Below are 12,567 nucleotides of genomic sequence, written 5' to 3' on the forward strand. Positions count from 1 at the left end.
TGGATGCTTCTTCGCGTACGCGTGGCACTGCCCGATCGGCCGGGCTCCCTGGCGCAGGTCACCAAGGTGCTCGGCGCGGCGGGCGCCGACATCACGCAGGTGACGGTCCTCGACCGCGGCGCCGGCCGGGCCGTCGACGACATCACCGTCTTCTGCCCCGACAGCACGCCCAGGCAGGCGCTGCGCAAGAGCCTGGAGAGCGTCGAGGGCGTGACGGTCGAAGGCGTCTGGACCACGCGCGAGGCGCCGGGCACGTACCCGGAGCTGGAGATACTCAAGTACATCACCACGGCCGGCGACCGGGCGCTGACCACGCTCATCGACTCGCTGCCCGTCCTGTTCAGCGCCGACTGGGCGGCCACCGCCGCCGAGGGCCGCGTCGTCTACGCGAGCTGGCGCGCCCCCCACGACCTCGTCCTGCCCGGCGAGGTGCCCGCCCGCCCCGCGGCCCTCACCCAGGACGGCGGCCCGCACCTCATCCACGCCCCGCTCCCGCCGCTGGCCCTGTCCCTCCTGCTCGCCCGCTCCGAGGGCCCCGCCTTCCACCGCATCGAGGTGCACCGCCTCACGAGGATTCTCGAGATCTTCCTCAGCCTCCCCGCCACCGAACGCAGCATCGCCCGCCAGCTCCGCAAGGAGCCCCGGTAGCACCCACGAGTAAGCATCCGGTCCAGAAACGCGCTATTGTTAACCACGCAGCAACGCAAATGCGGCGCGGAAGTGGCTCAGTGGTAGAGCATCACCTTGCCAAGGTGAGGGTCGCGGGTTCGAATCCCGTCTTCCGCTCGGAGCGGGTTTGACTCGGTGGCGTGGCCGAGAGGCGAGGCAGCGGCCTGCAAAGCCGTCCACACGGGTTCAAATCCCGTCGCCACCTCCAAGGACGATTAGCTCAGCGGGAGAGCGCTTCCCTGACACGGAAGAGGTCACTGGTTCAATCCCAGTATCGTCCACCATCCCGCGATCAGCCCCAGCTCTCACGAGCCTGGGGCTTTTTCGCGCCCGCCGACCAGGGCGCCCGCCCTGGCGGGTACTCTCCTGGGCGCCCGTTCGCCCCGGCGGGTGTTCGTCCGGGCACGCGTCCGCCCCGGCCGGGTTCGCCCAGGCGCGCGTCCGCCCCGGCCGGGTTCGCCCAGGCGCGCGTTCACCCTCGCTCGCACCCGCCTCGGGCGCGCGTCCGTTCGGGGTGTGCGTCCGAGGCGCGACCCGCCCCTTAATGGTCGCGCGTTCGCCGCTTCCGCCTGTTAGCGTTACCGCTGAGGGGGTGAGCCGCGGTGCGATCCAAACCGGGCAGACCTGCGGTGCTCATGGACGTCGCCGTGCTCGCCGGCGTGTCCACCATGACCGTCTCGCGCGTGCTCAACACGCCCGACCTCGTACGCGCCGAGACCAGGGCCCGCGTGCTGGCCGCCGTCCGCGAGCTCGACTACCGGCCCAACCAGGCCGCCCGCCAGCTCGTCACCGGCCGCTCCGGCGTGCTCGGCGTCGTCAGCATCGACACCACCCTGTACGGCCCCGCCTCCACCCTCTACTGCATCGAGCAGGCCGCCCGGCACGCCGGCTACAACGTCAGCATCGCCAGCCTCAGCTCGCTCAACCGCCGGTCGATGGAGGAGGGCGTGCAGCGGCTGCGCACCCAGGCGGTCGACGGCGTGATCATCGTCGCGCCGCACGAGTCGGCCGCCGACGGGCTGCGGCACCTGCCGCCCGAGATGCCCGTCGTCGCGGTGGACGCCGGCGACGACATCCCCGTCCCCGTCGCCAAGGTCGACCAGCGGGCCGGCGCCGCCCGCGTCACCCGCCACCTGCTCAGCCTCGGCCACCGCACCGTGTGGCACGTGGCGGGGCCCGCCGACTGGCTCGACGCCAACGGCCGCATCGAGGGGTGGCGAGGCGTGCTGGAGGCGGCCGGGCGGCCCGTGCCCGACGTGCTGCGCGGCGACTGGAGCGCCCGCTCCGGCTACCGGCTCGGCCGCGACCTCGCCGCCGACCCCGAGGTCACCGCCGTGTTCGTGGCCAACGACCAGATGGCGCTCGGCGTCCTGCGCGCCCTGCGCGAGGCGGGGCGGCGGGTGCCCGAGGACGTGAGCGTGGCGGGCTTCGACGACATCCCGGAGTCCGCCTACTTCTGGCCGCCGCTGACCACCGTCCGCCAGGACTTCGGCGAGGTCGGGCGGCACGCCTTCCACATGCTGCTCGACCGCATGGCGGGGGCCGAGCCGGAGCCGCGGCGGCTCGTCGAGCCGGAGCTCGTCGTCCGCGAAAGCACCGGCACCGCCCCGACACCCGCCCCCTGAGCCTCCGCCCCGGAGCCGGGCGCCGCGATCACGCCCTGTCCACGCCCTGTCCACGCCGCCCATCCGCATCCGCCGAGCTCCCCACTTCCGGCCCGCCGTCTCTCCGCCTCTGCGGCGCGCCTCGCCACACCACGCGCTTCGCAGGCGCGACGCTTGCGCTACGGCGCCCCACCTGCGGGACCAGGCACGCCGACGTCACGGACCAAACCTTCGCCGCGCCCCCGTCCGAGGGGCGCGGCACGCCGGGGGCGGGGGTCAGGCGAGGCGGATCACGTTCCACGACACCGGGGGGAGCAGGACGCGGAGCGGGTCGGGTTCCACGTCCGCGTTCGGGCGCGGCGTGATCCGCGCGGGGTCGTCGGCCGTATTACGGGCGTAGACGTCCGGGTCGGTCAGGGTGGTGGCCTCGACGATGCGGACGCCGCCGAGCGCCCGGGTGTCGATCTCCAGCGGCAGCGGCTCGTCGGCCGACCGGTTGACGGCGAACAGGGTCGTGCCTGAGGTGGCCGAGTGGGTGGCGACGGCGTGCAGCAGGGGCACCTCGCCGTACACCTTCGTCTCGTACAGGGGCGAGTCCGGTTCGACGCGCAGCACGTCGCCGGCGGCGTGCCGGGAGGCCTGGGCGAACGGGTGGAAGGTGGTCTGGCGCCAGGCCCGCCCGCCGGGCTCGGTCATGATGGGCGCGATGACGTTGACGAGCTGGGCGAGGGACGCGGCGGTGACGCGGTCGCTGTTGCGCAGCAGCGTGATGAGCAGCCCGCCGAAGGTGACGGCGTCGGCGAGGTGGTAGTGGTCCTCCAGGAGCGGGGGCGCGACCGGCCAGTCCTGGGGGGTGCCGGCGTCCTGGAAGCGGGAGATGTACCAGACGTTCCACTCGTCGAACGAGATGTTGATCTTCTTGCGGGACTTGAGCCGGGCCCCGACGTGATCGGCGGTGGCGATGACGGAGGAGATGAAGTACTCCATGTCGGTGGAGCTGGCCAGGAAGCTGCCGAGGTCGCCGTCCTTCTCCTCGTAGTAGGCGTGGCAGGAGATGTAGTCGACCAGGTCGTAGGTCTCCTCCAGCACCTCGGCCTCCCACGAGCCGAAGGTGGGCATGCTGGAGCTGGAGCTGCCGCACGCGACGAGCTCCAGCTTCGGGTCCACCATGCGCATGGCGCGGGCGGTCTCGGCGGCGAGGCGGCCGTACTCGCGGGCGGTCTTGTGGCCGGTCTGCCAGGGGCCGTCCATCTCGTTGCCCAGGCACCACATCCTGATGTCGTGCGGCTCCTTGGCGCCGTTGGCGATCCGCAGGTCGGACAGCGTGGTGCCGGAGGGGTGGTTGGCGTATTCGAGCAGGTCGAGGGCTTCGGCGATGCCGCGGGTACCGAGGTTGACGGCCATCATGGGCTCGACGCCGGCCTTGCGGCACCAGCGGACGAACTCGTCGACGCCGACCTCGTTCGTCTCGGTGCTGTGCCAGGCCAGGTCGAGGCGGCGGGGGCGGTCGGCGACGGGGCCGATGCCGTCCTCCCAGCGGTAGCCGGAGACGAAGTTGCCGCCGGGGTAGCGGACGGTGGAGACGCCGAGCTCTCTGGTGAGGTCGAGGACGTCGCGGCGGAAGCCGTCCGCGTCGGCGGTGGGGTGGCCGGGCTCGTAGATGCCGGTGTAGACGCAGCGCCCGAGGTGCTCGACGAACGTGCCGAAGGTGCGCCTGCTGACGGGAGCGACCTTGAAGGCGGGGTCGAGGGTGAGCTTGGCCTGGTGCACGGGGGCGACTCCCTGTTTCGCGGGCGTTACGTGGTCCCGATTGTTAGCGTTATCACCGGACGGGGTCAAGAGGGCGGGGGTCACCGCAACCGGTTGCGGGACGGACCCTTGACAGGCTGCTTGTTACCGCTAACACTCGGGTAACCCCACAGAAACATCGGGGTCCACGCGGCGGTCCCCGCGACCCGGACGGCCCGCCCACGCCTGCCTCCGCACCGTTTGCGAGAGGCCCATTCACGGCTGCCCTGAACCTCCGGATGTTAGCGAGAACATGGCCAAGCGAAAGGGCTTGGTGAAGGAAGAGGCCCCAGTGCACGGTCCCCCCGACATCACCCGCCGGCACCTTCTCGGCGGCAGCCTCGCCCTGCTCGGCGCCGCCGCCACGGGGTGCGCGATCCCCGTGGGCTTCGGCTCGTCCCAGACCCGCGTGCGGTACTGGCACTTCCTCGGCGCCAGCGACGGCATCATCATGAACAAGATGGTCCAGGCGTTCGCCAAGGACACCCCCGACGTCTTCGTCGAGGAGAACGTGCTCGCCTGGGGCGAGCCGTACTACACCAAGATCGCCATGGCGGGCTCCGGCGGGCGCTCCCCCGACCTGGCCACCTTCCACCTGGCCCGGCTGGCCGGCATCGGCGCGGGGCGCATCCTCGACCCGATCAACGTCAAGCTGCTGGAGGAGGTCGGCCTCAAGGCCGCCGACTTCAGCCCGCCCATCTGGGAGCGGGCGCACCTCGACGGCGTGCTGTACGCGATCCCGTTCGACGCCCACCCGATGGTGCTCTACTACAACACCGACATCTGCCGGAAGGCGGGGCTGCTCGGCCCCGACGGCAAGCTCGTCCCCACCAAGGGGGTGGACGAGCTCTTCGCCCAGCTCACCAAGGCCAAGGACGCCATGGGCGGCAAGCCGCCGCTCGCCTTCGACGCGCTCGGCCTCGGCACCGTCGGCCCGTGGCGGGTGTGGCAGACCCTGTACGCGCAGAGCGGCGGCACACTGCTGTCGGACGACGGGACCAGGATCACCATCGACGACGCCAGGGCGCTGGAGGCGCTGCGGCTGATGCGGCGGCTCGGCCAGGAAGGGCTGTGCGACTGGCGCACCGACTACGGCGCCTCCGTCGCCAACTTCACCAACGGCCAGGCGGCGTTCCTGTGGAACGGCGACTGGGAGACCACCGGCCTGAAGGAACGCAAGACGCCCTTCAGCATGACGCGCTTCCCCAACGTATTCGGCACCGGTGCGGCGCAGGCCGACTGCCACTCGTTCGTGCTGCCCCACCAGCGCAACCGGGACCCGGAGGTGGAGCGGGCCACGTACCGGTTCATCGCCTACCTCGTCAAGAACAGCGCCGACTGGGCGGTGGCCGGGCACGTGCCCGCGTACCTGCCCGCGCTGGAGGAGCCTGAGTACCTCGCGTTGCAGCCGCAGTCCGAGTACCGCTCGGTGATCACCGAGGTGGCGCTCGATCCGCAGGTGTGGTTCGCCGGCTCGGCCTCGCGGATGTGGATCGAGTTCGGCGAGGCGTTCTCGCCGATCATCGGCGGCACCCGGACCCCCGAAGAGGGCCTGGCCGCCGCCAAGGCCGCGCTGTCCCGCCTGCTCGCCGCCCCGAACCCCTTCCCTGACGAGGAGCGCGCATGACAACGACCGTCGCGGCGCCCGCGACCGCCGCCCCCGTCGCCACGCCCAAGGTCCGGCGCGGCTGGACGCAGCACGGGATGGTGTTCGTGGCGCCGTTCCTGCTGATCTACGTGGCCTTCCTGGTCTGGCCGACCCTGCTCGGCTTCCAGATGAGCCTGTCGAGCGTGAACATCGCCGGCGGCAACAACCACTTCGTCGGCTTCGGCAACTACCTTGAGGCGTTCGGCGACCCGCGCATGTGGCACTCGCTGTGGAACACGCTGGTCTTCACGGTGCTGAGCACGGTGCCGCTGGTGTTCCTCGGGCTGGTGTTCGCGCTGCTGGTGCACAACCTGCGGTTCATGCAGTGGCTGTGGCGGCTGTCGTTCTTCGGCCCGTTCCTGCTGCCGTCGGCGGTCGTGTCGATCCTGTGGCTGCAGATGATCTACCCGGCCGGCTACGGCCTGATCAACGGCACGCTCGGCACCGACGTGCTGTGGCTCGGCGACCCGTCCGTGGCCATGTGGTCGATGGTGCTGACCACCGTCTGGTGGACGGTCGGCTTCAACTTCCTGCTCTACCTGGCCGCCCTGCAGTCGATCCCGCAACATTTGTACGAGGCCGCCGCCATCGACGGCGCCACCGCCTGGGACAAGCTGCGCTCCATCACCCTGCCGCTGCTCGGCCGCACCACGGCGCTGATCGTGGTGCTGCAACTGGTGGCCTCGCTGAAGGTGTTCGACCAGATCTACCTGATGACCGGCGGCGGCCCGCAGGACGCCACCCGCCCGATCATCGAGTACGCCTACGACGTCGGCTTCACCGGCTACCGCACCGGTTACGCCTCGGCCGTGTCGTACATCCTGTTCGCCCTGATTGTCATCGTCTCCCTGGCGCAGCTCCGGCTGTTCCGCAAGCGCGAGGAGGTCGCGTCATGACCAAGCGGTTCAGCTGGGGCCAGGTCGTCCTGCTGGTGATCGCCCTGGCGCTGGCGGCCGTCTGGCTCGCCCCGATCCTGTGGGCGGTGGCCACCTCGGTGAAGCCCGAGACGGAGACCACCAAGATCCCGCTGCAGTGGTTCGGCAGCGAGATCACCTTCGACGCGTACGCGCTGGTGCTCGGGACCGGAGGCATCGTCAAGTGGGCGATCAACTCGACCGTCACCGCCGTCATCGTCACGTTCCTGACCGTGCTGTTCTCGGCGATGGCGGCGTACGGGTTCGCGCGCACCCAGTTCAGGGGCCAGCGGGCGCTGCTGGCGCTGATCCTGGCCGGGATCATGGTGCCGCCGCAGGTGCTGATCGCGCCGCTGTTCGCGGAGATGGTCGCGCTGGGGCTGGTGGACACGTGGTGGGCGATCATCCTGCCGCAGGTGGCGGCGCCGCTGATCGTCTACATCCTGGTGAAGTTCTTCCAGGACGTGCCGCCGGAGCTGGAGCAGGCCGCCTTCGTGGACGGGGCCGGGCGGTGGCGGGTCTTCTTCACCATCGTGCTGCCGCTGTCGCGCCCGGTGCTGGCCGCCGTGTCGATCTTCACGTTCATCACGACCTGGAACAACTTCCTGTGGCCGTTCCTCGTCTCGACCGACCCGAACACGATGACGCTGCCGGTCGGGCTGGCGAACGTGGTGCAGGGGACGTTCGGCCTGCGGTACGCGCAGATCATGGCGTCGGTGGTGCTGGCCGGGCTGCCGCTGCTCGTCGTGTTCGTGATGTTCCAGCGGCAGATCGTGCGGGGCGTGGCCCACACCGGGCTCGCCGGCCAGTGAGCGGTCAGCGGGCGGGGGCGAGGCGTTCGTAGCAGTCGTAGTTGCGCTGGGCCACGATGCGGCCGTCGCGGAACTCCAGGAAGGTCGCGATGTGGGCACGCAGGACGTGGCCCGCGGGCAGGTCGCCCAAGGGGACGGCAAGGGTGCCGGTCCACGTCACCTCCAGGGCGACCTGGTCGCCGAACGCGACCGCGTTCCGCACGTCGAAGCGCTGCTCGCTGATCGTCCTGGCCCCGCGCTCGGCCGCCGCGCGCAGGCCGTGCAGGTCGCGGACCACGCCGTCGGGGAAGAGCAGGTTGGGCAGCTCGTGGTGGACCACGTCGGGGTGGAGGTAGGGCTCGGCGCTCGCACCGACGGAGACGGCTTCGTGGTAACGGACGGCGATATCGATGTTCGGATGCCGCTGCATATGCACAACCGTAGTTGCACAACCTTGGTTGTCAAGGGCAGGATGGCAGGCATGTCCGTCGATCTGTACGAGCTCGACCTCGGCACCCTCGCCCTCTTCGTCGGCTCGGCCGCCGCCGAGGCGGTGCAGAAGGAGCTGGCCGCTCACGGGTTCGACGGGCTGCGGGTCTCCCACGGCTACGTCTTCCAGCACCTCGTCGAAGACCTTCCCCGCACCATCGGGGAGCTGGCCCGCAAGATGGAGGTCACGCAGCAGGCGGCGTCCAAGGTGGTGGCCGAGCTGGAAGGGCTCGGATACGTCGAGCGCGTGCCGGATCCGCGTGACGCGCGGATCCGGCGGGTGCGGCTGACCGGGCGCGGGCACGCGGCGGTGGGCGCGGCGCGGCGAGCCCGGGCGGCGCAGGAGGAGCGGCTGGTGGCGCGGGGCGGGCGGGAGCGGCTGGAGGAGTGCCGGGCCGTGCTCGCCGAGCTGCTCGAAGAGCTGAGCGGGGCAGGCGCCGTCCGGCGCCGCGAGGTCCGCCCACCCCGCTGAACCTTCCCGACCGCCCGTCGTCCCGGCTACGCCCGCCCGCCGCACCCACCCGGCGGCACCGGCTTCGGCCGTCGCCACGCCCCTGGCTCCGTAGCGCTCGGCCAAGCCTTGTGCGGGACGCGCCCTTCCGGGGCGTGCCGGCCGCGTGCCGACGGCCGCGGTGCGGCGGCCCTGAGGTCAGTCCTGGTGGACGAGCAGGACGAACGTGCGGGCGTACGACAGGCCGGTGGCCGGGCGGGGCCAGCCGAGTGCCGCCAGCGCGCGCGAGCCCGCCTCGTGCCGGGCGCCGTTGACGCGGATCTCGGCCGTCTCGGTGCCGTCGCCGCCGCCGAAGAACGCCTTGACCCCCACCAGGTGCTCGCGTTCGAGGCTGCCCTTGAGCGCGGGCGCCAGGTGCGGCAGCAGGACGTGCTGCACCGCCCACCCCTGCACGGCGTCGTGCTCGTCGCCGGTGCCCCAGCCGACGATGCCGCCGTGGACGGCGTGCCAGCCGGGGAAGCCGTCGGGGTCGTCCGGGGCGAAGTGGGCGGCGCGCGAGCCGTCCTGGACGAGGAGCTCCAGCAGGGCGACGCCGGTCGTGCCGAGCCACATCGTGATCGCCCGGTCGAGGGACTCCTCGATGGTGGCGCCGTAGCCGGTCACGCAGTCGGAGATCGTGGTCTCGTGCGGGCGGTCGACGTTCAGCACGAAGTCGAGGTCGAGGTGGGCGGGGCTGCCGGTGTGGTCGGGGCCCAGCCGGACGGCGAGCGTGCCCGGGCCTTTGGCCAGGCCGTCGCGGACCTGCCAGGGTTGTCCCATGGCGGCGCTCAGGTGCTCGGCCACCATGTCGAGCACCACCTCGTCCGCCGGCCGTACATCGTCCATGCCGCCACCCCTCGCCTCGTCCCCCTGTAAGGCTACCGTTGTTGATCATGTGGTGGGGGTGGTGCGCCCGTCCGGTCGTTGCCAGGGAACTGCCAGGAACGCGAGGTAGTCTGCCTCGGCATGAACTGGCCCTGTGATCCTGTTCCCGCCGGTCACGACCCTCGTCCGGGCCGCACGCCGTGAAGATCCGCTACCTCATGCTGCACGCCTACGGCATGGGCGGCACCATCCGCACGGTGGTCAACCAGGCGAACGCGATGGCCGCCGCCGGCCACGACGTCGAGCTGGTCAGCCTCGTACGGCGGCGCGAGCACCCCCAGTTCGTCCTGGACCCCCGCATCACCCTGACCACGCTGGTCGACCAGCGCGGCGGCCGGCAGCCGGACTCGATCGCGCGCAAGGCGTGGCGCCGGGTGCGCGGGAAGATCGTGCCGCGCGGCGAGTTCGCCGCCGACTACTTCACCGAGCGGGTCGAGTGGGCGGCCATGGAGTACGTGTCGGGGCTGCGTGACGGCATCCTGGTCACCACCCGGCCCGCGCTGAACCTGATCTCCGCCCGCCGTACCCCCAGGACGGTCATCCGCGTCGCCCAGGAGCACATGAACCTGTCGGCCTACCCCGACACCATCCGCAGGGAGATCGCCCGCCACTACGGCCGCTTCGACGCGATCACCGTGCTGACCCGCACGAACCGCCTGGAGTACCAGCGGCTGCTGCCCGGCACCCCGATCGTGCAGATCCCGAACGCCGTGCACAAGGCCGACCAGGAACCGTCCCGTCAGGTGAACCCCGTCGTGGTCGCCGCCGGACGGCTGGTGCCGCAGAAGGGGTTCGACCTGCTGATCCAGGCGTTCGCGCAGGTCGTGCCCGAGCATCCGGAGTGGCGGCTGCGCATCTTCGGCACGGGGCCGCGCAGGGGGCAGCTCGCCGGGCTGGTCGAGCAGTACGGGCTGGGCGGGCACGTGTCGCTGCCCGGGCGGACCGACCGGCTGGACAAGGAGCTGACCGCCGCCTCCGTGTACGCGCTCAGCTCCCGCTTCGAGGGCCTGCCCATGGTGATGATCGAGGCGATGACGCACGCGCTGCCCGTCGTCGCCTTCGACTGCCCGACGGGGCCCAAGGACGTCCTGACCGACGGGGTGGACGGGGTGCTGGTGCCGCCCCGGGACGTGGACGCGCTGGCCGCCGCCCTCAACCGGGTCATCGCCGACCGCGACCTGCGGGTGCGCATGGGGCGGGCGGCGCGGCGGGCGTCCCGGGCGTACGCGCCTGAGCACGTGATGCCGCTGTGGGAGGACCTGTTCGCGGAGCTGGCGGCGGGCGAACGCATCGCCGACGACTTCTGGCCCGGCCGCTGACGGTCACCTTCTGGTCCGGTCGTTGATGGTCACCTTCGGGTCCGGCCGTTGACGGTCACCTTCGGGCCCGGCCGCTGACGGTCACCTTCGGGTCCGGCCGCTGAAGGTCACCGGAAGCTCTCGCGGATCTTGGGGCTCCTGGTTAGGCTCGGTGATCCACGCATCCCCCTTCGCGCCGTAACGGAGTCGCCGTGACGACCGAGTTCGACACCTCCAAGCCCTCCCCCGCCCGGATCTACGACTACATCCTGGGCGGCAAGGACAACTTCGCCGCCGACCGGGCCTACGCCGACCAGGTCATGCAGGTGTTCCCCGAGGGAGGCGAGCTGGCCTGGGCCAACCGGCGGTTCATGTGGCGGTCCGTACGCCACTGCGCCGGGCAGGTGGACCAGATCGTGGACATCGGCACCGGCATCCCCACCGCCCCGAACGTCGCCGAGGTGGCGGCCGAGGTGAACCCGGACGCGGTCGTGGTCGGCGTCGACAACGACCCCGTCGTGCTCTCCCACAGCCGGGCCCTGGTGAAGGGCGACGGCGTGCACATCGTGCCCGGGGACGTACGCGAGCCCGAGCGCGTCATGGCCGACCTCGCCGGGATCGTGGACTGGTCGCGTCCCGTGGCGCTGGTGCTCATCGCGGTGCTGCACTTCGTCTCGGAGGAGGAGGACCCGCACCGCGTGGTCGCCGCCTTCCGCGAGCGGATGGTGCCGGGGAGCCTGCTGGTGCTGTCGCACGCGACGTTCGAGGGGGTGAGCGAGGCGACGCTGGAGCGGATCAGGACGGTGAACGCGAACGCGCCCGTGCCGCTGCGGCTGCGGCCCGTCGCGGAGATCGAGTCGCTGTTCAAGGGCACGGAGCTGATCGAGCCGGGGCTCGTGGACGTGCACGAGTGGCGCCCCGACGACGACTCGGGCCGCCGGATCGACCTGCGGGTGGTGGGCGGCGTGGGCCGGATCGTCTGACGCTTCCGGAAAAAGATTTACCCTTCCCGATTCCCTCGCCCCCATAAGGGCTTTTGGCACGATATTTCATGCTTTTCGTCAAGAGCACGCCAAGTGGGGCGGCATTCTGTCCCGTATGCGTATTCGGAAGGCTTTTCTGGCCGCCATGGCAGGCGCGCTTGCCCTGGTCACCGGGCTGACCGCGCCTGCGCATGCCGGCGTCACCACCGCCCCGGCCACCACCCCCGACGCGCCCGCCGTTTACGGCCGGGCCGCCTATTTGCTGGACGCCTCGTCGGGCGAGACCCTGCTCGACAAGGACGGCACCGAACGCATGCCGATCGCCAGCCTCACCAAGACCATGACCGCGTACGTCGTCCTCCAGACCGCGAAGCCCACGGACGTGGTGCGGATCTCGGCCGAAGACGCCGCGTACGCGGAGGACGGCGGCGGCACGACCGCCGATCTGCGCCCCGGCGACCGCCTCACGGTCGGCGAGCTGCTGTACGGCCTGATGCTGCCCTCCGGCGCCGACGCCGCCCACGCGCTCGCCCGCACGTACGGACCGGGCGTGCGCGGCTTCGTCGCCAGGATGAACGCCACCGCGCGCGCCCTCGGCATGAACGACACCCACTACGTCAACGCCGACGGCCTGCCCACGCCCGGCGGCGACGGCTACTCCACCGCCCGGGACCAGGCCGTCCTCGCCGCCAAGGCGCTGCGCGTACCGCTCATCAAGGAAGTGGCCGGCACCCAGCGGCACTACCTGGACGCCACCCGCGAGCACCGCTCCTACTCCTGGCGCAACACCAACCGGCTGCTCGGCACGCCCGGCGCGATCGGCCTGAAGACCGGCTTCACGCGCGCCGCCGGCTACTGCCTGGCGTTCGCCGGCGAGTCGGACGGGCGGATGCTGGTCGGCATCCTCCTGGACGAATCCGTCTCCAGCCGCCGCTTCAGCACGGCCGAGGCCCTGCTCTCATGGGGCTCCACCCGCCAGTCCGCCTGAGTCGCCACCTTGGAACTCCC

General features: G+C 71.4%; 12 protein-coding genes and 3 tRNA genes. 12 read left to right on the forward strand and 3 right to left on the reverse strand.

Annotated elements, in window-relative coordinates; translation table 11 throughout:
• The first annotated feature begins 3 nt into the window (after positions 1-3).
• From KIS93_RS16045 to KIS93_RS16065, 5 genes are all read left to right on the forward strand, one after another.
• Complete coding sequence (locus KIS93_RS16045; RefSeq protein ID WP_080046479.1) at positions 4-648, forward strand: ACT domain-containing protein; 645 nt, start codon at positions 4-6, stop codon at positions 646-648.
• Between the two features lie 66 nt (positions 649-714).
• Positions 715-786, forward strand: a tRNA-Gly gene (locus tag KIS93_RS16050).
• Positions 787-803: 17 nt separating this feature from the next.
• A tRNA-Cys gene (locus KIS93_RS16055) sits at positions 804-877 on the forward strand.
• Position 878: 1 nt separating this feature from the next.
• Positions 879-953: transfer RNA gene (locus KIS93_RS16060), tRNA-Val, on the forward strand.
• Between the two features lie 318 nt (positions 954-1,271).
• Positions 1,272-2,294 carry a LacI family DNA-binding transcriptional regulator gene (locus tag KIS93_RS16065; protein ID WP_230465983.1) on the forward strand — a complete coding sequence of 341 codons (1,023 nt, stop codon included), beginning with the start codon at positions 1,272-1,274 and terminating at the stop codon, positions 2,292-2,294.
• A gap of 255 nt (positions 2,295-2,549) precedes the next feature.
• On the opposite strand, the gene arfA is transcribed toward KIS93_RS16065, so the two are convergent.
• Entirely contained in the window at positions 2,550-4,043 is a 1,494-nt protein-coding gene (arfA, locus tag KIS93_RS16070) for an arabinosylfuranosidase ArfA (RefSeq protein WP_186404257.1), read from the reverse strand.
• A gap of 310 nt (positions 4,044-4,353) precedes the next feature.
• Between arfA and KIS93_RS16075 the strand changes: the two genes are divergently transcribed.
• Genes KIS93_RS16075 through KIS93_RS16085 form a run of 3 tightly spaced genes read left to right on the forward strand, consistent with a single transcriptional unit; the run spans position 4,354 to position 7,435 of the window.
• Positions 4,354-5,688, forward strand: coding sequence for an extracellular solute-binding protein (locus KIS93_RS16075; RefSeq protein ID WP_230465982.1), 1,335 nt, complete (start codon positions 4,354-4,356; stop codon positions 5,686-5,688).
• Positions 5,685-6,605 (forward strand): carbohydrate ABC transporter permease, encoded by a 921-nt coding sequence (locus KIS93_RS16080; protein WP_080036820.1) that lies wholly within the window; start codon positions 5,685-5,687, stop codon positions 6,603-6,605. The genes KIS93_RS16075 and KIS93_RS16080 overlap by 4 nt, the downstream gene beginning before the upstream one ends.
• Complete coding sequence (locus KIS93_RS16085) at positions 6,602-7,435, forward strand: carbohydrate ABC transporter permease (RefSeq protein ID WP_080036819.1); 834 nt, start codon at positions 6,602-6,604, stop codon at positions 7,433-7,435. The genes KIS93_RS16080 and KIS93_RS16085 overlap by 4 nt, the downstream gene beginning before the upstream one ends.
• Before the next feature lie 4 nt (positions 7,436-7,439).
• Here KIS93_RS16085 and KIS93_RS16090 read toward each other — a convergent pair whose 3' ends face one another.
• On the reverse strand, positions 7,440-7,844 hold the full coding sequence (locus tag KIS93_RS16090) for a nuclear transport factor 2 family protein (RefSeq protein ID WP_080036818.1): 405 nt from the start codon (positions 7,842-7,844) through the stop codon (positions 7,440-7,442).
• 51 nt (positions 7,845-7,895) lie between these two features.
• Here KIS93_RS16090 and KIS93_RS67485 point away from each other — a divergent pair, with 51 nt between their 5' ends.
• On the forward strand, positions 7,896-8,375 hold the full coding sequence (locus KIS93_RS67485; protein WP_080036817.1) for a MarR family winged helix-turn-helix transcriptional regulator: 480 nt from the start codon (positions 7,896-7,898) through the stop codon (positions 8,373-8,375).
• A gap of 177 nt (positions 8,376-8,552) precedes the next feature.
• Here KIS93_RS67485 and KIS93_RS16100 read toward each other — a convergent pair whose 3' ends face one another.
• Positions 8,553-9,239 (reverse strand): DUF6348 family protein, encoded by a 687-nt coding sequence (locus tag KIS93_RS16100; RefSeq protein ID WP_080036816.1) that lies wholly within the window; start codon positions 9,237-9,239, stop codon positions 8,553-8,555.
• Positions 9,240-9,418: 179 nt separating this feature from the next.
• Between KIS93_RS16100 and KIS93_RS16105 the strand changes: the two genes are divergently transcribed.
• The 3 genes from KIS93_RS16105 (at position 9,419) to KIS93_RS16115 (ending at position 12,547) form a co-directional block, all read left to right on the forward strand.
• The gene (locus tag KIS93_RS16105; RefSeq protein WP_080036815.1) at positions 9,419-10,597 is read left to right on the forward strand and encodes a glycosyltransferase family 4 protein; all 1,179 of its coding nucleotides are present in this window, start codon (positions 9,419-9,421) and stop codon (positions 10,595-10,597) included.
• A gap of 191 nt (positions 10,598-10,788) precedes the next feature.
• Complete coding sequence (locus tag KIS93_RS16110; protein WP_080036814.1) at positions 10,789-11,559, forward strand: SAM-dependent methyltransferase; 771 nt, start codon at positions 10,789-10,791, stop codon at positions 11,557-11,559.
• Between the two features lie 145 nt (positions 11,560-11,704).
• Positions 11,705-12,547: a D-alanyl-D-alanine carboxypeptidase family protein gene (locus KIS93_RS16115; protein ID WP_230465981.1), complete on the forward strand. Its 843-nt coding sequence runs from the start codon at positions 11,705-11,707 to the stop codon at positions 12,545-12,547.
• Positions 12,548-12,567: the final 20 nt, after the last annotated feature.

The organism is [Actinomadura] parvosata subsp. kistnae (genome assembly GCF_900323885.1).
In the GTDB taxonomy this organism is placed as follows: domain Bacteria; phylum Actinomycetota; class Actinomycetes; order Streptosporangiales; family Streptosporangiaceae; genus Nonomuraea; species Nonomuraea composti.

What these genes read in the sequence shown, in the direction of transcription:
- KIS93_RS16085 (WP_080036819.1), top strand. Translation starts at nt 6,602, where the DNA reads ATGACCAAGCGGTTCAGCTGGGGCCAGGTCGTCCTGCTGGTGATCGCC.
- KIS93_RS16115 (WP_230465981.1), top strand. Translation starts at nt 11,705, where the DNA reads ATGGCAGGCGCGCTTGCCCTGGTCACCGGGCTGACCGCGCCTGCGCAT.
- KIS93_RS16100 (WP_080036816.1), bottom strand. Translation starts at nt 9,239, where the DNA reads ATGGACGATGTACGGCCGGCGGACGAGGTGGTGCTCGACATGGTGGCC.
- KIS93_RS67485 (WP_080036817.1), top strand. Translation starts at nt 7,896, where the DNA reads ATGTCCGTCGATCTGTACGAGCTCGACCTCGGCACCCTCGCCCTCTTC.
- KIS93_RS16045 (WP_080046479.1), top strand. Translation starts at nt 4, where the DNA reads ATGCTTCTTCGCGTACGCGTGGCACTGCCCGATCGGCCGGGCTCCCTG.
- KIS93_RS16080 (WP_080036820.1), top strand. Translation starts at nt 5,685, where the DNA reads ATGACAACGACCGTCGCGGCGCCCGCGACCGCCGCCCCCGTCGCCACG.
- KIS93_RS16090 (WP_080036818.1), bottom strand. Translation starts at nt 7,844, where the DNA reads ATGCAGCGGCATCCGAACATCGATATCGCCGTCCGTTACCACGAAGCC.